This is a genomic window from Actibacterium pelagium, assembly GCF_002285415.1.
Classification (GTDB): Bacteria; Pseudomonadota; Alphaproteobacteria; order Rhodobacterales; family Rhodobacteraceae; genus Actibacterium_B; species Actibacterium_B pelagium.
Window position 1 is genome coordinate 522,601 of sequence record NZ_NSBU01000007.1, and the last position, 18,423, is coordinate 541,023.

Here is an 18,423-nt window from a genome sequence, read left to right on the forward strand (position 1 = left end):
AGACCCCGGCATTGCGGGGCACGAAGAGGCCCCGCCAATGTCTGACACAGTTAAAACCGATACTCTTACGGTTCTGACCATCTGGGTCGCAGGCCTTTGCGCCGCGGCCCAATTTGCTAAGATTAGTGTTTCCTATCAACATCTTGGCGAGATCTACCCCGATGCTGGCGCGTCGTTGGGGCTGGCTGTATCGCTGATTTCCTTTCTGGGGGTCCTGCTTGGGGCCGTCGCGGGCGTGTTGGTCGCAGGCATGGGCTATCGCAAGGTTTTGGTGATTGGCCTGACCATCGGGGCGCTGATGTCTTTGGTGCAATCGACACTTCCGGCTTTCCCCGTGTTTCTGACCTCTCGTCTGCTTGAAGGGATATCCCACCTTGCCATCGTGGTGGCCGCGCCGACCCTGATCGCCAACGTATCCGCCCCGCGTCACCATCCCGCTGTCATGACATTGTGGAGCTGTTTTTTCGGCGTCGCCTATGCGCTTTTCGGTTGGGGCGGGGTCCCGCTGGTCGAGGCCTATGGACCCGGGCGCCTGTATCTGCTGCACGGGCTGGCCTGTATCGCGATGGCCGCCATCCTGATGCTGGTCTTGCCAAAAGGCACGGTCGCTCGCTCGGCGCTGCCTAAACTTGGTGAGATGCTCCGAAGACACATCGCGATCTATCGCTCGCCCTTCACCAGTTCTGCGGCCTTGGGCTGGCTGTTCTATACACCCACCTTCGTGGCCTTGCTGACATTGCTTCCGTCACTTGCTGGCGAGGGTCGGGGCGGCTTTCTGGTGATCTGGATGCCGCTGGTCAGCATCGCGGCCTCACTCACCGTTGGCGTTTTCATGCTTCAACGTCTACAGGCGCATCTGGTGCTGATGATCGGGTTCGCCGGGGCAGCAGTGGCGGTTGCATTGGTGTGGATCACCGGATCGGCGGTTGGGCCGTTCTTCGGCTTGGCGGTGTTCTGGGGGCTCATTCAAGGGGCAGGGTTTGCCATGGTGCCGCAACTGAATGACGGCGCCGGTCAGCAATCTTTGGCCAACGGGGCGCTGGCGCAGATGGGGAACCTTGGCAATCTGTGCGGCACCCCTATATTCGCCCTGATCCTTGCTGGCGGGGGCGCAGAGGCCGTTTACTATGGCTTGATCTCCATTTTCGCGATCGCGATTGTGTTGCAAGTGGTTTTGGCAAAGCTGCGGGCACGCTGACCCGCATTAAGCAAATCGTCATATTCACTATTTGTTCTCATTTTTTAGTTGGAGACTCAGCGGCGGTCAACTATCTGTTAGGAATTCAATCCGAGGTAAGGCATGGCCGAGCTGAAAAAGATCGAGGTGCGCGGCGCGCGCGAGCATAACCTCAAGTCGATTGACGTCGATATTCCGCGGGACGAACTGGTGGTAATCACTGGCCTGTCCGGCTCTGGCAAGTCGTCGCTGGCCTTTGACACGATCTATGCCGAAGGGCAGCGCCGCTATGTCGAAAGCCTGTCTGCCTATGCGCGTCAATTTCTGGACATGATGGAAAAGCCCGATGTGGATCACATCGCGGGTCTGAGCCCGGCGATTTCCATCGAACAGAAGACCACGTCCAAGAACCCGCGTTCGACCGTGGGGACCGTGACCGAAATCTATGACTACCTGCGTCTGCTCTTTGCTCGCGCGGGGACGCCCTACAGCCCTGCAACCGGCCTGCCGATCGAGGCGCAGCAGGTGCAGGACATGGTCGACCGCGTGATGACCATGGAGGAAGGCACACGCGCCTATCTGCTGGCCCCCATCGTGCGCGACCGAAAGGGCGAATACCGCAAGGAGTTCCTTGAACTGCGCAAGCAGGGCTTCCAGCGCGTTAAGGTAGATGGAGAGTTCTATGAGCTCGACACGCCGCCCACGCTGGACAAGAAATACCGCCACGACATTGACGTGGTCGTTGACCGGATCGTCGTGCGAGAGGGGCTGGAAACGCGCCTCGCTGACAGCCTGCGCACCGCGTTGGACCTTGCTGACGGCATCGCCGTGCTAGAGACCGCCCCGAAAGAGGGTGACCCTGATCGCATTACCTTCAGTGAAAACTTTGCCTGTCCCGTCAGCGGCTTCACCATCCCTGAAATCGAACCGCGCCTGTTCTCGTTCAACGCCCCCTTCGGCGCATGCCCAGACTGCGACGGCCTGGGAAAAGAGCTGTTCTTTGACGAACGTCTCGTCGTGCCCGACGCGGCGCTTACCGTCTATAACGGCGCGCTCGCCCCATGGCGCAAGGGTAAATCGCCCTATTACCGCCAAACGATCGAGGCCATTGCCCGCCACTATGAATTCGACAAAGACCTGCCGTGGAAGGACCTTCCAGCCCACGTCAAACAGGTCTTCCTGTATGGCTCTGGCGAAGAGGAAATTCAGTTCCGCTATGACGAAGGCGGGCGCGTCTATCAGGTCTCTCGCGTGTTCGAAGGCGTCATCCCCAACATGGAACGCCGCTACCGCGAGACCGATAGCAACTGGATCCGTGAAGAGTTCGAGAACTACCAGAACAATCGCCCCTGCGGCGCCTGCGGGGGTTACCGCCTGCGGGACGAGGCTTTGGCCGTCAAAATCGCAGGTCTGCACGTGGGGCAGGTCGTCGAAATGTCGATCAGGGATGCCTACGACTGGTGCGAGTCTGTTCCAGGCCATCTGACCGCCCAAAAGAACGAAATCGCCCGCGCGATCCTGAAAGAGATCCGCGAACGGCTTGGGTTCCTGAACAACGTGGGTCTTGAATACCTGACCATGTCGCGTGCCTCTGGCACCCTGTCGGGTGGTGAAAGCCAGCGTATCCGGCTTGCAAGCCAGATCGGGTCCGGCCTGACGGGTGTGCTGTATGTGCTGGATGAACCCTCGATCGGGTTGCACCAGCGCGACAATGGCCGCCTGCTGACCACGCTGAAGAACCTGCGCGATCAGGGCAACACCGTGATCGTGGTTGAACACGACGAAGAAGCCATCCGCGAGGCGGATTATGTCTTCGACATCGGTCCGGGGGCAGGGGTGCACGGTGGGCAGATCGTTGCCCAGGGCACGCCAGATGAAATCACCAATGACCCCGCCTCTCTGACGGGCCAATACCTGTCTGGTGCGCGCGAGATCGCCATCCCTGCCGAGCGGCGCAAAGGCAATGGCAAGAAGATCACCGTCAAGAAAGCCTCTGGCAACAACCTCAAGGATGTGACCGTCGACTTCCCGCTTGGCAAGTTCGTCTGCGTGACCGGTGTGTCGGGCGGGGGCAAATCCACCCTGACCATCGAGACCCTGTTCAAGACCGCCAGCATGCGCCTGAACGGCGCGCGGCAGACGCCGGCCCCGTGTGAAACGATCAAGGGTCTGGAACTGCTTGATAAAGTCATCGACATCGACCAACGCCCGATTGGTCGGACCCCGCGGTCGAACCCCGCCACCTATACCGGCGCTTTCACCCCGATCCGCGACTGGTTCGCTGGTCTGCCCGAGGCGAAAACCCGCGGTTACAAGCCCGGCCGTTTCAGCTTCAACGTCAAAGGCGGGCGGTGCGAGGCCTGTCAGGGCGATGGCGTCATCAAGATTGAAATGCACTTCCTGCCCGACGTCTATGTCACCTGCGAAACCTGCAAAGGCGCGCGGTACAACCGTGAAACGCTGGAGGTGAAATTCAAAGGCAAGTCCATCGCTGACGTGCTGGATATGACCGTTGAAGACGCAAAAGAGTTCTTCAAGGCCGTGCCTTCAATTCGCGACAAGATGAACGCGCTGTCCCGGGTCGGGCTTGATTATATCAAGGTCGGTCAGCAGGCCACGACCCTGTCAGGGGGCGAGGCGCAGCGGGTCAAACTGTCGAAAGAGCTGTCAAAACGCGCCACGGGCCGGACGCTGTATATCCTCGACGAACCGACGACGGGTCTGCATTTCGAAGACGTGCGCAAGCTGTTGGAAGTGCTGCACGAGCTGGTCGAACAGGGCAACAGCGTCATCGTGATCGAGCATAACCTGGACGTCATCAAGACCGCCGACTGGATCATCGACATCGGCCCCGAAGGTGGTGACGGTGGTGGAGAGATCGTTGCAGAAGGGACGCCCGAAGACGTCGCAGAGGAACCGCGCAGTCATACGGGGCGTTATCTGAAGGACATCCTGAACGCGCGAAAGGTCGCCGCGGAATAGGCTAGTTGTCCAGCAGGTCCGACAAAACCCCGACGACCTCCAGAATTTCGCGGGTTTCTGGGTCGACCCGCACGACCTCTTCGTCGAGCTGGTAATAGGTCTGATCCATGTCCAACCGGTACTTCCAAAGATCCTCGACACGCCGATAGCGATCGTCGATGCGGTCACGCGCCTCGTCGTCCTTCTTTGCCTGACCGGGCGGGGTGCACTTGGGGTCCTTCTTGGCCAGACCCGGTGGGCAGCCGCCGACACCATATCCTACAGCCGCCTTATCGGCCCCGTTCCCTTTGGGCTTAGCCTTACCGTTGCCTTGGGCAATGGCGCTGCCGGTTGCGATCAACGACAAAATGGCGGCTAGGGCGAGGGGGGCTTTGATCGGGGACATAGGGGCTCCTTCAATGGCGCTGTCCCCAATGTGCGCGGCTTTTCTCGATCACGCAACCGCAAGCCCATTTGATGCGCGGATGTATGCACAGGTTCTGTACGCTTTCTGTACGGGTTCTGTATGGCTTTTCAGAGCGTTCCATTAGGGCCGGACGAGAAAAGTAGAGCTGAACGATTCAGCATCCATGACTGGCGAAGCTAGGTCGACATCCGGTCGATGTCTGAAAAACAAAGGGCGGCCGAAACGACCGCCCAAAGTCCGTAAGGTCTAGGCCTCTGCGTCTTTCTTCATCGGGCAGGTGCTAAGCCCGACGATGGAATACAGCGGGCAGCTCGACATCAATCCGGTCGCCAGCGGCACGATCCCGATCAGGAACCAAAGGTTCTGGGTAAAAGCAAAAGCGGCCAGCAAAGCAAGGCCAACAACGATGCGAAGGGTGCGGTCAATCCCGCCAACGTTCTTTTTCAACATGACCATCTCCTATGTCACTAAATGCAATGTTATAAGAAATTGGCCGATCCGTCTGTAACTCCTGTCACACTTGGAATTACAATTCCGAAACTTCAGCACGTTGACCTAGGCCATCGCGGTCAAGAACCGTGATCCGCCCCCGGCCCAGTTCCACCAAACCGTCGCGCGCGAAGGCGGCCAGTTTTCTGGCGACAACTTCCCGGGCGGAACCCACGATGGTGGCCAGTTCCGATTGGGTGGCGGTTACCTCATTCCGGTCGCCGCTGCGCGCCAGCAATGCCTGCGCCAAGCGTGCCTCAACTCGAAGAAAGGCAACTTTTTCAAGAAGTTGCATCATTGTTTGCATACGTGATGCGAAGGTCGCAAAGACGAGGTTGCGAAACCCTTCTGACTGTCCGAGCAAATCCAGAAATACGGCTTTCGGAACAAGTACCAACTTCACATCGGTCTCGGCATAAGCCTCGGCCGAATAGTTTTCATTTCCGATGAGCCCAAGCGTTGTCTGAATACAGGACTGCCCAGGGGTGACTTCGTACAGCAGCAGGTCGCGGCCTGATGCACTGGTCAGGCAGACATTGATCCGGCCTTCCAGTGGAATGACGTAACCGGTCACGGCATCACCGGGCCGGAACAATACGGTGTCCGAGGGAACCGAACTGACCGGCAATCCGTTCAGAACTTCCTTCGCCTCAGTGTCTAGTGAGGCAAGAGAAGGGGATTGCTCGGTCCAGTTCATGCAGGCAGCCTAGGCTTTGCGGCCTCGTTTTTCAAACCGGGGCAGCATGGCGCTGAAATCGGTGCCAGCGCCGTTTTCCTTTTCTACGAATTGCTCGTAGAGCGCCGTCGCGATCTGGCCCATTGGCGTGTCCGCGTCTGCGGCTTCTGCGGCCTGCTGTGACAGGCGCAGGTCTTTCAGCATCAGGTCGGATGCGAAGCCGGGTTTATAGTCATTGTCCGCCGGCGATTGCGGGCCCACACCGGGGGCCGGGCAATAGGCGTTCATGGTCCAGCTATACCCGGAAGAGGTGCTGACGACATCGAACATCTTCTGCCGATCAAGGCCCAATTTGTCAGCCAAAGCAAAGGCTTCGCAGGTCGCGATCATGGTCACGCCAAGGATCATGTTGTTACAGATCTTCGCGGCTTGGCCGGCGCCAGAGGCCCCGCAATGCACTGCTTTTTGCCCCATGATGTCGAACAGGGGATCGACCTTGGCAAAGGCCTCATCCGAACCGCCCGCCATGAAGGTCAGCGTGCCCGCCGCCGCGCCACCGATCCCGCCAGAGACCGGTGCGTCGATTGCCAGAACACCGGTTTGATTGGCTTTGTCAGCAACTGCGCGTGCGCTTTCCACGTCAACGGTCGAACAATCGCAGAGCACAGAGCCTTCCGCCATCAAGGGCAGAACCTCATCCGCAACGCTGCGCAGGATCGCGCCGTTGGGCAGCATGGTAATCACGACATCTGCACCCTTGGCGACGTCGGCGGCAGTCTCGGCCTTGGTCACGCCTTCGGGGCAGGGGGCGGTCAGGTCAAATCCGGTGACCTCGTGCCCTGCAGCCGTAAGGTTGGCGGCCATGGGCGCGCCCATGTTGCCCAGACCGATAAATCCGATTTTCATGTCTCTTCTCCCTCAAATTTCAAACCGTCCTCTTCCAGCGGTGCCAGCATTGCGGCGACTTCTGCCTCGCTGACGTCCTCTAGCGCGGCATGGCGCCAGTTGGGGTTACGGTCTTTGTCGATGATGGCTGCACGAATTCCTTCCAGGAAATCAGCCTGTTCTCCGGAACGATAAGTGAAGCGAAACTCTGTCCGCAAGGCACCTTCGATCGTGTTCAACTCGCGTACACGACGGATGATTTCAATCGTGCAGGCCACGGAAAGGGGCGAGTTCCGGCGTAGCGTTTTCAATGTCGTTGCGGCGAACTCGCCATCGTCATTGCCCAGACTGGACGCGATCAGGGCTGCAGAGTCCGCGCCGAAATGCGTGTCAATCTGGTCCTGAAGTTCGGACAAGGGCGCGGTGGGCAGGGCAAGCGCTGCCGCTTCTATCAGTCCCGCATCACCGGTCTCTTCCAACTGCGCGATCAGGTCTGGCCATTGGTCTTCCGGAACGTAGTGGTCCGCGAAGCCAACAAAGATTGCATCGCCGGGGCCCATGCGCGCGGCGGTGGTGCCAAGATACTCTCCTAACCGGCCCGGCGCGCGGGCAAGGATCAGAGAACCGCCCACGTCAGGGATCAGGCCGATGCCAACCTCTGGCATCGCAATCTTACAACTGTCACCGACCACTCGGTGCGAGCCGTGACAGCCAACCCCGACGCCGCCGCCCATGACGAAGCCTTGAAGAAAGCTGGCTACAGGCTTGGGGAAATTGAAGATTTTGGCGTTCATGCGATATTCGTCACGCCAGAACTTCCGCCCGTATTCGAAATCGCCTTTGGTTCCGGTGTCGTACATTTCCTGAATGTCGCCACCCGCGCAGAAGGCTTTCTCGCCCTCTGCATCCATGACAATCATCTTGACCCGGTCGTCATCTCGCCACGCGTCAAAGGCGTCTTCAACTGCCAGAGCCATTTCATAGCTGAGCGCATTCAGCGCCTTGGGGCGGGTCAGGGTGATCCGACCCGTCTGGCCGACGATGCGAATGTTGATGTCGCTCATGCACGGGACTCCAGCATTTGCCGGGCGACGATGACGCGCATGATTTCATTGGTGCCTTCAAGAATTTGGTGCACGCGCAGGTCGCGGACCAACTTCTCGATCCCGTAGTCGGACAAATAGCCATAACCGCCGTGCAACTGCAGACATTGATCCACGATACGGCTGCCCGCTTCGGTCACGAATTTCTTCGCCATGGCGCAGAACTTGGTGGCATCCGGGGCCCCGGTATCCAGTTTCCATGCGGCCTGCCGCAGGAAGGTGCGGGCGGCCTGAAGCTCGATCTCCATATCAGCCAGACGGAATTGCAGCGCCTGGAACTGGTCGATGCTTTTGCCAAATGCCTTGCGTTCGCCCATGTAGGTCAGGGTGGCGTCCAGCGCTGCCTGAGCGGCACCAAGCGAGCAGGCCGAGATGTTCAAACGACCGCCGTCCAGCCCCATCATCGCATAGCGAAAGCCCTGACCTTCTTCACCCAGAAGGTTATTCGCGGGCACTTTGCAGGCATCCATCTGTACCTGACGGGTTGGTTGCGACCGCCAGCCCATCTTGCTTTCCAACCCGCCGAACGACAGCCCCTCGGCACCGTCTTCGATCACCAAGGCCGAAATCCCCTTCGGTCCTGCATCCCCGGTGCGGGACATCACGATATAGGCATCAGCATACCCACCGCCCGAGATGAAGGCTTTGGTGCCGGTCAGGCTGTAACCCTCGTTTGTCTTTTCAGCGCGGGTTTTCAATGCCGCTGCGTCCGAGCCAGAACCCGGTTCGGTCAGGCAGTAGGCAAAGAATTTTTCCATTGTGACAGCAGGCGCTAACAGGCGTTCGTGCTGTTCGGGAGAGCCAAACTTGTCCAGCATGGCCGCGCACATGTTGTGGATCGACAGGAAAGCCGCAACAGAGGGGCAGGCCATCGATAGTGCTTCGAACACCAATGTCGCATCCAGCCGAGACAGGCCAGAGCCGCCGTTTTCCTCGCGAACGTAGATCCCTCCAAGGCCAAGCTCGGCCAATTCGCGCCAAAGCTCTTTCGGGATGGTGCCGGCCTTTTCCCATTCTTCTGCGTGAGGCGCGATATTGTCAGCGGCAAAGCTGCGCGCCATGTCGAAGATGGCTTCCTGCTCTTCGCTCAATGCGAAATCCATGGGTGTCCTCCCTGACGTCAAAGAATTGAACGCGTGTTTAATTCTTGATTGTTACACCAGTGTTACGGGCTGTTAAAGATCAGCGTGAAATTCCTCGACCAGCAGGTCCACAACCGACTTCAGCGCAAGTTCTTCACTGTTCTCGTTTTCAAGCGCAGTGCTATAGGCAGCGCGCTGTCTGTCAGCGGAAGTCCCGGTGCCAAGAATGTTCGCAACGGCCTCGACCTCGTGGCGGCACTTCAGGGTATCCATGTCTTCTTCAAGCAGCTCGAACAACTCGATCAAGAGGTGCGAAATCGGTTTGACGGAACGAGACCCGAAATCGATTAATCCTTCCGAGATTCCATAGCGTTGCGCGCGCCAGCGGTTCTCGGAAATCAGGAAATTATCATAAATGCGCCAGCGTTGGTTGTTCCGCGCCAGACGACGCAGCATGCGGGTCAGGCATTGGGTGATCGCAGCAAGGGAAAGCGTGTTTTCCAGCAATGGCGACACGTCGCAAATGCGCGATTCAATCGTCGGGAACCGAGCAGACGGACGCAGGTCCCACCAGATTTTTGAGCTGTCTTCGATCATGCCAAGGTTGACCAGCAACTCGACCGAACGCTGGTACTCAGCCCAACTGTCGAACTGCGGGGGCAGGCCAGTCCGAGGCAGGTTGTCGAAGACCGTCAGGCGATAGCTGTTCAGCCCGGTGTCCATGCCTTGCCAAAAGGGGGAAGAGGCGGACAAAGCCAGCATGTGAGGCAGGAAGTAGCTAAGCTGATTAACAAGGTCGATCCGTTGGTCCTTGTCATCCACTCCGACGTGGACGTGCATACCGCAGATCAACATCCGCTGCGCGACACCTGCCAGATCTTTGGACAGGTCGTTATAGCGTTCCTTGTCGGTGTGATGCTGTGCCCGCCACTCTGCAAAGGGGTGGCAAGAGGCCGCAATCGGGGCCAGCCCATGTTTCTTTGCGATCTTCGCAACGGTCGAGCGCAGCTTCTTTAGGTCTTCGCGGGCTTCACCGATATCTTGGCAAACACGGGTCCCTATCTCTACCTGGCACTGCAAAAATTCGGGGCTGAATTGACCCTCTAGTTCCGCACCGCACTCCGTCATCAGGGCTTCGGGGGCCTCCGCCAAAGCGCCTGTCTGGGGGTCGACAAGAAGATATTCCTCTTCAATGCCAATGGTATAGCTGGGATCTGAAAGGGACATGGGCTCACCTGATTGGTTCGGTTACCTGATTTCAGCAGGAAAGCGGCCCGGGGGCAAGAATGCTCCGTGGCCCAGTAGGGCCACGGAAAGATCTTAGCGGATGGATCAGTCCATCTGTTTGAAGTTGAATTCGGACCCTTCTTTGATGCCCGAGAACCAGCGCGCGGTGACCGTCTTTGTCTTGGTATAGAAGCGGAACGCGTCTGCGCCGTATTGGTTCAGGTCGCCAAAGGCCGACTTTTTCCAACCACCGAAGCTGAAGTAGGACAGCGGAACCGGGATCGGGAAGTTGATGCCGACCATGCCAACGTTCACTTTGTTCGCGAAATCGCGTGCAGTGTCGCCATCGGCTGTAAAGATCGAGGTGCCGTTGCCGTATTCGTTCTTCATCACCAGATCCAGCGCCTCGGCGTAGCTGTCGGTGCGCACGGTGGACAGGACCGGACCAAAGATTTCCTCTTTGTAGATGTCCATGTCCGGCGTGACGTTGTCGAACAGCGACGGGCCGATGAAATAGCCATCTTCATAGCCCTGTAGCGAGAAGCCACGACCGTCGATCTTCAGGTCGGCGCCTTGCGCTACGCCAGAGTCGATCAGACCGGTGATGCGTTCTTTCGCAGCAGCGGTGATGACGGGGCCATAGTCCACGTCTTCTTCCGAGGTGTAGGGACCAACCTTGAGTTTCTCGACACGCGGGATCAGGCGTTCGATCAGCGCATCGGCGGTTTCCTGACCGACCGGAACAGCGACAGAGATCGCCATGCAGCGTTCGCCAGCCGCGCCGAAACCTGCGCCGACCAGAGCGTCAGCGGCCTTGTCCAGATCTGCGTCGGGCATGATGATCATGTGGTTCTTCGCGCCACCAAAGCACTGAGCACGTTTGCCGTTCTCAGCCGCACGGTGATAGATGTAATGCGCGATCGGGGTCGAGCCGACAAAGCCCACAGCCTGAACCGTATCGTTGTCCAGAATTGCGTCTACGGCCTCTTTGTCGCCGTTCACAACCTGCAGAACACCATCGGGCAGGCCTGCTTCTTTGAACAGCTCTGCCAGACGCAGTGCGGTCGAGGGGCAGCGCTCGGACGGTTTCAGGATCATCGCGTTACCGGCGGCAATCGACGGGGCCATCTTCCAAAGCGGGATCATGGCCGGGAAGTTGAACGGTGTGATGCCTGCAACAACACCCAGAGGCTGGCGCATCGAATACAGGTCGATGCCCGGACCGCCGTCGTTCATGTATTCGCCCTTCAACAGGCTCGGGGCACCCATGCAAACCTCGACGACTTCCAGACCACGCTGCACGTCACCACGTGCGTCGGGCAGGGTCTTGCCGTGTTCTTTGGAAACCAGTTCTGCCAGCTCATCCATGTGCTCATTGATCAGAGCACCGAATTTCATGATGACGCGTGCGCGGCGCTGCGGGTTGGTGGCACCCCAGCCGACTTGCGCCTCTGCGGCTTTGGCGACAATTGCGTCGACCTCAGCTTTGCTGGCCAGCGGGACTTTGGCCTGAACTTCGCCAGTGGCAGGGTTGAAGACGTCGCTGAAGCGACCGGTGGTGCCGGCAACATATTCGCCGTTCACATAGTGTTTGAGTTCTTCCATGGGGTCCTCCGATACGTAGTTGCCGGAAGAATATACTTGCGAAAATACAAAATGAAGGCGAAATATGGCAAAGATATATTGCAAAAATGCAAGGCTAGCCGATGGCGGAAAATTGGGATGATCTACGTGTTTTTCTAGCGGTAGCACGCGCTGAAAGTCTTGGACGCGCAAGCCAGATTGCCAAGCAGGACCCGGCAACCCTAAGTCGCCGGATCAAGCGGTTGGAAGACCATCTTGGCGTCCCTCTCTTTCTGAAGTCCCCACAAGGCTATGGGTTGACCGAAGCCGGTGAGAGGTTACGGAAATATGCAGAAGCCTCGGAAGTGGCCTTCAATACCGGTGCCGCAGAGTTAAGCGGTTCAGCCGAGACGCTGGCCGGGGCCTTCCGGATTGGGGCCCCCGATGGCTGCGCTAATTTCGTACTACCACAAGTTTGCGCAAAGATCGCAGATGAGCATCCTGATTTGGAAATCCAGATCGTGGCACTGCCGCGTGTGTTCAACTTAACCCGCCGCGAGGCTGACATGGCGATCAGCGTGTCACCCCCGACAGCGGGGCGCCTAACAGTGCAAAAGATCACGGACTATCATCTGCATCTGGCCGCGCATGAGGACTATTTAAACGCACATCCCAAGATCGAAACTATGGACGATCTACGTGGGCATCGGATCACCGGCTATATCTCTGACATGATTTTTGACAAAGAGTTGGACTACTTCGGCCAACTCGGCGAGGTGCCAGCGCAATTTACCTCAAATTCATTCTCTGTGCAGTTCAATCTGGTCAGGCAGGGCTACGGGGTCGGTATCTTGCATGACTTTGCCGTGCCGATCTGGCCAGGGTTGAAGCGCATTCTGACCGATCAGTTGTCGCTGACGCGAAGTTTCTATCTGGTGCGTCATGCTGACGACCGGCAACAAGCCCGCCAAAACCGGATGGCGCGACTCTTGGCCGACGGAATCCGCGGCGAAATAGCACGACTGGAGAGCTTGGCTTGACAGTCAGATAAGTTTTGGACGACGCTGAAGAAAATGACAGGAGGACAGCAATGCTTGTAAACCAGATTCTGAAAAATAAGCCTCAGTCGGGTGTTATTAGCATCGCGCCCGGCGCGACCCTTGCCGACGCAGCGACCTTGCTGTCAGAGCGTAAGATCGGTTGCGTCGTGGTCTCGGAAGATGGGTCCAAGCTGGACGGCATCTTGTCCGAGCGCGACATCGTCCGCGAACTTGGCAAGCGCGGTCCATCCTGCATGGCTGACACCGTTGACGCGATCATGACCAGCGAGATTAAAACCTGCGTTGGGACTGAAGACGGCGAAGTCATTCTACAGCGCATGTCCGAAGGCCGCTTCCGCCATATGCCCGTAATGGAAGGGGACAGTGTCGTCGCTCTGATCTCGATCGGGGACGTGGTTCAGGCCCGGATTTCAGAGCTCGCGATGGAAAAAGACGCGCTTGAAGGCATGATTATGGGCCACTAGGCCCTTCTTACTTGCATCCGGCAGCGCAATATTGTTGCGTGACGAAAAATTAAGGAGCTGGCATGCGCGTCGGACTTTATCCCGGGACATTTGACCCTATTACCCTAGGTCATATCGACATCATTCGTCGGTCCGCTCAACTGGTGGATCGGCTTGTCATCGGCGTTGCGATCAACCGCGACAAGGGCCCGCTGTTCAGCTTGGAAGAGCGCGTCGCCATGGTTGAAGCTGAATGCGCGGCTCTTTCGGAAGAGACGGGCACAGAGATCGTCTCTCATCCGTTTGAAAACCTCTTGATCCACTGCGCACAAGACGTCGGAGCTTCGGTGATCTTCCGGGGCCTGCGGGCTGTGGCGGATTTTGAGTATGAATATCAAATGGTTGGCATGAACCGCGCCATGGATGATACGATCGAAACCGTCTTCCTTATGGCCGAGGCCCGGCATCAGGCAATTGCGTCAAAGCTGGTCAAAGAAATCGCGCGTTTGGGTGGCGACATTCATAAGTTCGTCACGCCAGAGGTAGAGAAAGCTTTGCGCAATCGCTTGCCTTAAGTGATCTTGGACAACGCGCTGGCGATTTCTGGATCTTGGATTAGCTTTTCCAGTTCGACATTCAGGCGCGGAAGATAGCGAAGAATGCTAGTATCTTCAAAGTTGTTGCGGTCGTTGCGGGCGAAATATTCGTCGTCGTGCCTCACCGTCGTGTCGCCTTTATAGCGGTCGCCAAGCCCTCTGGCCTTGCGACGTTCATACATATCTGGCGTTCTGACGGCATAGTGGTTCACCTGAGCAATCTTGAAGAAACGACGTTTTGCCAAGGTTTTTTGAATGGGTGTCCCGCTGCGCCGCTTGCCAAGATAAAACTCTTCGGCAACAGGAGATCCATCGCCCCCGATAAAGGGGCCAATGCCCTCTAAAAATTCAAGAGAATTGAATGTCGGCCTGTGTACGTACAAGCTTTCAATATGGGGTCCGTAGCGGAATAGAGTTTTAACCTGCGCGTTTACAAAAAACTGACGAGCGCTGGCCATACAGAAATCAGGGGCAATCTGGCGTCCAGGCCAGGTCTGGTGTCCGCTTGACCCAAAAGTCCGCCAATTCAGTGCGACGCCGCCAGCATGATCAAATCGCTGTGTCAGGTCATCGAGCTTTCCGTCTCCGATATGAATGTTAAGAAATTCATCCAAGTCTAGCCACATTACCCAATCGCCTTCGGAAAACATTCCGGCCTGCATCGCTGTTTGGGCGGCAGCCAACTGAGGAGCTTCGGTTGGCGAGTGTGTATGGTGCTCGATTAAGCCTCGATCATTCAGAACCTTCAGAAGGTCATCTGACCCGTCTGTGTTGTCGTTTGTGAACAATATGATCCGGTCAAATCCAATCAACCGATGGAATACGGTCCACTCCAGCAAGAAAGGGCCTTCATTACGGGCACAGGAAAAGAGGATATTGGTCATTTAAGAATTGCCCGATTGCGTTTCCAAACAAATAGCCAATCAAACAACGCGATGAAAGCATTCAGCGCCAGAAAGCGACCCATTCAAGGAATTCGTCGAACTTGATCGCTAGAAACAGTGCGTTTTCAAAGTCGTATCTAAGATAGTCCACCAGCAACGCGCCTAGGATAACGGCGGCCAGAAATACGGCTGTTGCATTGGTCATAGGGCGGTCCCGCGGTTTGTTGGTGCCTGCATATGAAGGGCGAGGGGACGGATAAGTCAACCAACCCCATAAACGAAATTCACCGCCGAAGCGTCGGCGGTGAAAGTAAATCCAGACTTAAAGCTGTCGTTTTAGTTCGATAGTTGACCCATACGGGCAGCTACGTCCGCCATGCGGACCGAGAAGCCCCATTCGTTGTCGTACCAAGCCAGTACACGAACGGTACGGCCGCCGATGACCTTGGTTTGGTCAGGCGCGAAGATCGAGGATTCAGAGGTGTGGTTGAAGTCGATCGAAACTTTCGGGGCAGGGTCGTAGCCCAGAACGCCCTTCATCGCGCCAGCGGCCGCTTCGCGCATGACTTCGTTTACGTCTTCGACGGTGACGTCTTTCGATGCTTCAAAGGTCAGGTCCACGGCCGATACGTTCGGTGTCGGGACGCGCAGGGCGGAACCGTCGAGCTTTCCGTCCATCTCTGGCAGAACCTCTTTCAGGGCCTTCGCGGCACCGGTTGACGTCGGGATCATCGACATCGCAGCAGCACGGGCGCGATACAGGTCGCCGTGACGGCGGTCCAGCGTCGGCTGGTCGCCTGTGTATGCGTGAATGGTGGTCATGATGCCGCGCTCGATACCGATCGCGTTGTTCAGAACCTTAGCAAGCGGTGCCAGACAGTTGGTTGTGCAGGAACCGTTCGATACCATCTTGTGAATCGGCAGCAAATCGTCGTTGTTTACACCCCAAACGATCGTCTTTTCGACGTTTTTGGCCGGGGCAGAGATCAGAACTTTCTTGGCGCCGCGCTCAAGGTGAATCTTGGCCTTCTCGCCGTCGTTGAACTTCCCGGTGCATTCCAGAACCACGTCGCAACCGGTCCAGTCCAGCTGGTTCGGGTCGTAGGTCGAGAACATTTCCATCGGGCCTTGGCCGACGTCCATGGTGTTGCCGTCGATAACGACGTCGTTGGCGAAACGGCCATGAACGCTGTCATAACGGATCAGGTGCGCGCTGGTTTCCAGCGGGCCGGTCGCGTTGACCTTAACCACCTTAACGTCATCACGCGCAGCCTCGGCAATGTGCGCCAGAGTACAGCGGCCGATCCGACCAAATCCGTTGATGCCTAGTGTAACTGCCATTTCACGCCTCATCTTCTGTTAAGGTGCCCGATTTTGCTGCGCTTTCTATAGACATCGAGACGCTTTGGGGAAAGGTGAAAACCTGTGTTTTACCAGTATGTTAGCGCAAACTAATGCGCCGCTGAAAGGGGTTGCGCTAACAATCCTGATGGGTCAGCGCTAACGGTATGCGATTGTGCGCCAATGGATGTGGGTGAGTCGTAACCATGAAAAAAGGGGCATGGTTTTCGCCATGCCCCTTTTCGAAATTGGATATTGTGAAGCTTACAGAAGCTCTTTTGCCTTCTGGGCCACGTTTTCTGCCGTGATGCCAAAGTGTTCAAACAGGACACCAGCCGGGGCAGAGGCGCCGAAGCTTTCCATGCCCACGAATGCCGCTTTGTTGTACTTGCCACGCTCGCCACACAGCCAACGATCCCAACCCTGACGGGCGGCAGCTTCGACGGCGACGCGAACGGGGCCACCGGGCAATACGCGCTTGCGATAGGCTTCGTCCTGCTGCTCGAACAGTTCCCAGCACGGCATCGAAACGACGCGGGTGCCAATCCCTTCAGCCTGAAGGATGTCACGCGCTGCCATGGCAACCGAAACTTCGGAACCCGTGGCCATAAGGATGACCTCGCGCTTGCCCTCGGCATCCGCCAGAACATAGGCACCCTGAGCGGTCAGGTTCTTGTTCTTGTGTTCGGTCCGAACGGTGGGCAGGCCCTGACGGGTCAGAACCAGTGTCGACGGGGTGTCTTGCGCAGTCAGGGCAATTTCCCAAGCTTCCGCAGTCTCAACAGTATCTGCGGGACGGAACACGTTCATGTTCGGCGTTGCGCGCAGCATTGCAACATGTTCGATCGGCTGGTGCGTCGGGCCGTCTTCGCCAACACCGATGGAGTCGTGGGTCATGACATAGGTGGTCGGAACACCCATCAGCGCCGAAAGACGCATCGCACCACGGGCATAGTCGGTGAAGCACAGGAAGGTGCCGCCGTAAGAACGCAGACCACCGTGTAGCGCCAGACCGTTCATGGCCGCTGCCATGCCGTGTTCACGGATGCCGTAGTAGACATAGCGACCTTTGCGGTTCGACGGATCAAACATCTCCATGTCGCCCGACTTGGTGTTGTTCGAGCCGGTCAGGTCGGCAGAGCCGCCAACGGTTTCGGTCATGATCGGGTTGACCGCGTCCAGAACCTTTTGGCTTGCCGCACGGGTCGCAACTTTGGGCTGCTCTTCCGAAATCTGTTTCTTCAGCGCTTTGATTGTTGCCGTCAGTTTTTTCGGCGCTTCGCCTGCAAAGACACGGTTGAACTCTTTCTGGCGGCCCTGCGACAGGGTGGCAAAACGGGCTTCCCATTCCGCGCGCGCTTCAGCGCCGCGACCACCCATGGCTTCCCATTGGGCTTTGACGTCTGCAGGAACGGTAAAGGGCTCTTGCGGCCAGCCGTACGCTTCTTTGGCGTTCTTGATCAGTTCAGGATCGGTCAGGGCGCCGTGGCCCTTTGAGGTGTCCTGAGCCGACGAACCCAGAGCGATGTGCGTTTTGCACGCGATCATCGAGGGCTTTTTGGTTTTCTTGGCAGCTTCGATGGCGGCGTCGATGGCTTCGGGATCGTGGCCGTCAACCTCTTGAACGTGCCAGCCCGATGCTTTGAAACGCATCACTTGGTTGGTTTTGTCCGAAAGCTCGACCGTGCCGTCGATGGTGATGTTGTTGTTGTCCCAGAAGACGATCAACTTGCTCAGCTCTTGTTTGCCAGCCAGACCGATGGCTTCCTGGCTGATGCCTTCCATCAGGCAGCCGTCGCCTGCGATGACATAGGTGTAGTGGTCTACAACCTTCTTGCCGAAACGTGCGCGCAGGATTTCTTCGGCCATCGCGAAACCGACTGCGTTCGAAATACCCTGGCCAAGCGGGCCGGTGGTGGTTTCGACGCCTGGGACGTGACCGTATTCTGGGTGACCCGCAGTGATCGCACCCATCTGGCGGAAGTTCTTGATCTGATCCAGTGTCATTGCTTCGTAACCGGTGAGGTACAGAAGCGAATAGATCAGCATCGAACCGTGGCCCGCCGACAGGATGAACCGATCGCGGTCCGGCCAGTTCGGGTTCTTGGGGTCAAAGCTCAGGTGCTTTTCGAACAGAACGGTTGCCACATCGGCCATGCCCATGGGCATGCCAGAGTGGCCCGAATTCGCGGCGGCTACCGCATCAAGGGTCAGGGCGCGGATTGCACCGGCTTTCATCCAATGCTCGGGGTTTGCTTCGCGAAGGGCTGAGATATCCACCAGGGCCGTCCTTTTCTGTGTTTGGGCCAATGTTAGCGTTAAAAATAACGGTTAATTGCGGGTGATAGCAGCACTGGCGGCAAGATCAAGCAAGTCTATGCCGATATTGGCAATCTTTGAGCGGTTAGAGGCGCTTTCGCTACTTGTTTGGTGGTGATGGCTTGAAACAAGGTTGACGGCTTTCTTTGGCATGTGCGAAGATTTTGTCCAAATCGAGGGGTCACCGGA

General features: G+C 57.4%; 18 protein-coding genes. 5 read left to right on the top strand and 13 right to left on the bottom strand.

Going from position 1 to position 18,423, the window contains the following annotated elements; all coding sequences use genetic code 11:
- Positions 1-37: 37 nt before the first annotated feature.
- Together CLM58_RS11495 and uvrA are read left to right on the top strand one after the other, a co-directional pair.
- Complete coding sequence (locus CLM58_RS11495; protein ID WP_095596061.1) at positions 38-1,198, top strand: MFS transporter; 1,161 nt, start codon at positions 38-40, stop codon at positions 1,196-1,198.
- Between the two features lie 102 nt (positions 1,199-1,300).
- Positions 1,301-4,159, top strand: coding sequence for an excinuclease ABC subunit UvrA (gene uvrA, locus CLM58_RS11500; protein ID WP_095596062.1), 2,859 nt, complete (start codon positions 1,301-1,303; stop codon positions 4,157-4,159).
- 1 nt (position 4,160) lies between these two features.
- Here the strand turns inward: uvrA and CLM58_RS11505 are convergent, their stop codons facing one another.
- The 8 genes from CLM58_RS11505 to CLM58_RS11540 all read right to left on the bottom strand — a co-directional run bounded on the left by CLM58_RS11505 (position 4,161) and on the right by CLM58_RS11540 (position 11,632).
- Positions 4,161-4,544, bottom strand: coding sequence for a hypothetical protein (locus CLM58_RS11505; protein WP_229666111.1), 384 nt, complete (start codon positions 4,542-4,544; stop codon positions 4,161-4,163).
- Positions 4,545-4,811: 267 nt separating this feature from the next.
- Entirely contained in the window at positions 4,812-5,015 is a 204-nt protein-coding gene (locus tag CLM58_RS11510; protein WP_095597076.1) for a YgaP family membrane protein, read from the bottom strand.
- 76 nt (positions 5,016-5,091) lie between these two features.
- Positions 5,092-5,751 carry a Crp/Fnr family transcriptional regulator gene (locus CLM58_RS11515; protein WP_095596063.1) on the bottom strand — a complete coding sequence of 220 codons (660 nt, stop codon included), beginning with the start codon at positions 5,749-5,751 and terminating at the stop codon, positions 5,092-5,094.
- Positions 5,752-5,760: 9 nt separating this feature from the next.
- A complete protein-coding gene (gene mmsB / locus CLM58_RS11520) occupies positions 5,761-6,636 on the bottom strand; it encodes a 3-hydroxyisobutyrate dehydrogenase (RefSeq protein WP_095596064.1) in 876 nt (291 codons plus the stop codon).
- Positions 6,633-7,679 (bottom strand): enoyl-CoA hydratase/isomerase family protein, encoded by a 1,047-nt coding sequence (locus tag CLM58_RS11525; RefSeq protein ID WP_095596065.1) that lies wholly within the window; start codon positions 7,677-7,679, stop codon positions 6,633-6,635. Before CLM58_RS11525 ends, mmsB begins: the two co-directional genes overlap by 4 nt.
- A complete protein-coding gene (locus tag CLM58_RS11530) occupies positions 7,676-8,821 on the bottom strand; it encodes an acyl-CoA dehydrogenase family protein (protein ID WP_095596066.1) in 1,146 nt (381 codons plus the stop codon). Before CLM58_RS11530 ends, CLM58_RS11525 begins: the two co-directional genes overlap by 4 nt.
- Positions 8,822-8,893: 72 nt before the next feature.
- Complete coding sequence (locus CLM58_RS11535; RefSeq protein WP_095596067.1) at positions 8,894-10,027, bottom strand: carboxylate-amine ligase; 1,134 nt, start codon at positions 10,025-10,027, stop codon at positions 8,894-8,896.
- A gap of 105 nt (positions 10,028-10,132) precedes the next feature.
- On the bottom strand, positions 10,133-11,632 hold the full coding sequence (locus CLM58_RS11540; RefSeq protein WP_095596068.1) for a CoA-acylating methylmalonate-semialdehyde dehydrogenase: 1,500 nt from the start codon (positions 11,630-11,632) through the stop codon (positions 10,133-10,135).
- A gap of 101 nt (positions 11,633-11,733) precedes the next feature.
- Between CLM58_RS11540 and CLM58_RS11545 the strand changes: the two genes are divergently transcribed.
- The 3 genes from CLM58_RS11545 (at position 11,734) to coaD (ending at position 13,669) form a co-directional block, all read left to right on the top strand.
- Positions 11,734-12,630 carry a LysR family transcriptional regulator gene (locus tag CLM58_RS11545; protein ID WP_095596069.1) on the top strand — a complete coding sequence of 299 codons (897 nt, stop codon included), beginning with the start codon at positions 11,734-11,736 and terminating at the stop codon, positions 12,628-12,630.
- Between the two features lie 50 nt (positions 12,631-12,680).
- Entirely contained in the window at positions 12,681-13,115 is a 435-nt protein-coding gene (locus CLM58_RS11550; protein WP_095596070.1) for a CBS domain-containing protein, read from the top strand.
- A 62-nt stretch (positions 13,116-13,177) separates the two neighbouring features.
- Positions 13,178-13,669, top strand: coding sequence for a pantetheine-phosphate adenylyltransferase (coaD, locus tag CLM58_RS11555; protein WP_095596071.1), 492 nt, complete (start codon positions 13,178-13,180; stop codon positions 13,667-13,669).
- Here coaD and CLM58_RS11560 read toward each other — a convergent pair.
- The 5 genes from CLM58_RS11560 to CLM58_RS17170 form a co-directional block, all read right to left on the bottom strand.
- The gene (locus CLM58_RS11560) at positions 13,666-14,574 is read right to left on the bottom strand and encodes a glycosyltransferase family 2 protein (RefSeq protein WP_095596072.1); all 909 of its coding nucleotides are present in this window, start codon (positions 14,572-14,574) and stop codon (positions 13,666-13,668) included. The two genes, coaD and CLM58_RS11560, sit on opposite strands and share 4 nt — an antisense overlap.
- Positions 14,575-14,635: 61 nt before the next feature.
- Entirely contained in the window at positions 14,636-14,779 is a 144-nt protein-coding gene (locus CLM58_RS17270; RefSeq protein ID WP_188720432.1) for a hypothetical protein, read from the bottom strand.
- A gap of 131 nt (positions 14,780-14,910) precedes the next feature.
- The gene (gene gap / locus CLM58_RS11565) at positions 14,911-15,915 is read right to left on the bottom strand and encodes a type I glyceraldehyde-3-phosphate dehydrogenase (RefSeq protein WP_095596073.1); all 1,005 of its coding nucleotides are present in this window, start codon (positions 15,913-15,915) and stop codon (positions 14,911-14,913) included.
- A 264-nt stretch (positions 15,916-16,179) separates the two neighbouring features.
- Positions 16,180-18,195 (bottom strand): transketolase, encoded by a 2,016-nt coding sequence (gene tkt, locus CLM58_RS11570; protein WP_095596074.1) that lies wholly within the window; start codon positions 18,193-18,195, stop codon positions 16,180-16,182.
- Positions 18,196-18,246: 51 nt separating this feature from the next.
- On the bottom strand, positions 18,247-18,387 hold the full coding sequence (locus CLM58_RS17170; RefSeq protein ID WP_158221901.1) for a hypothetical protein: 141 nt from the start codon (positions 18,385-18,387) through the stop codon (positions 18,247-18,249).
- Positions 18,388-18,423 lie beyond the last annotated feature (36 nt).

Bases quoted from the DNA above. Each gene is read 5' to 3' on its own strand.
- CLM58_RS11525 (WP_095596065.1), bottom strand. From the start codon at position 7,679: ATGAGCGACATCAACATTCGCATCGTCGGCCAGACGGGTCGGATCACC.
- CLM58_RS11505 (WP_229666111.1), bottom strand. From the start codon at position 4,544: ATGTCCCCGATCAAAGCCCCCCTCGCCCTAGCCGCCATTTTGTCGTTG.
- CLM58_RS11560 (WP_095596072.1), bottom strand. From the start codon at position 14,574: ATGACCAATATCCTCTTTTCCTGTGCCCGTAATGAAGGCCCTTTCTTG.
- mmsB (WP_095596064.1), bottom strand. From the start codon at position 6,636: ATGAAAATCGGATTTATCGGTCTGGGCAACATGGGCGCGCCCATGGCC.
- gap (WP_095596073.1), bottom strand. From the start codon at position 15,915: ATGGCAGTTACACTAGGCATCAACGGATTTGGTCGGATCGGCCGCTGT.
- CLM58_RS11545 (WP_095596069.1), top strand. From the start codon at position 11,734: ATGGCGGAAAATTGGGATGATCTACGTGTTTTTCTAGCGGTAGCACGC.
- CLM58_RS11540 (WP_095596068.1), bottom strand. From the start codon at position 11,632: ATGGAAGAACTCAAACACTATGTGAACGGCGAATATGTTGCCGGCACC.
- uvrA (WP_095596062.1), top strand. From the start codon at position 1,301: ATGGCCGAGCTGAAAAAGATCGAGGTGCGCGGCGCGCGCGAGCATAAC.
- CLM58_RS17170 (WP_158221901.1), bottom strand. From the start codon at position 18,387: ATGCCAAAGAAAGCCGTCAACCTTGTTTCAAGCCATCACCACCAAACA.
- CLM58_RS11515 (WP_095596063.1), bottom strand. From the start codon at position 5,751: ATGAACTGGACCGAGCAATCCCCTTCTCTTGCCTCACTAGACACTGAG.
- CLM58_RS11530 (WP_095596066.1), bottom strand. From the start codon at position 8,821: ATGGATTTCGCATTGAGCGAAGAGCAGGAAGCCATCTTCGACATGGCG.
- coaD (WP_095596071.1), top strand. From the start codon at position 13,178: ATGCGCGTCGGACTTTATCCCGGGACATTTGACCCTATTACCCTAGGT.
- CLM58_RS11550 (WP_095596070.1), top strand. From the start codon at position 12,681: ATGCTTGTAAACCAGATTCTGAAAAATAAGCCTCAGTCGGGTGTTATT.
- CLM58_RS17270 (WP_188720432.1), bottom strand. From the start codon at position 14,779: ATGACCAATGCAACAGCCGTATTTCTGGCCGCCGTTATCCTAGGCGCG.
- CLM58_RS11535 (WP_095596067.1), bottom strand. From the start codon at position 10,027: ATGTCCCTTTCAGATCCCAGCTATACCATTGGCATTGAAGAGGAATAT.
- CLM58_RS11495 (WP_095596061.1), top strand. From the start codon at position 38: ATGTCTGACACAGTTAAAACCGATACTCTTACGGTTCTGACCATCTGG.
- CLM58_RS11510 (WP_095597076.1), bottom strand. From the start codon at position 5,015: ATGTTGAAAAAGAACGTTGGCGGGATTGACCGCACCCTTCGCATCGTT.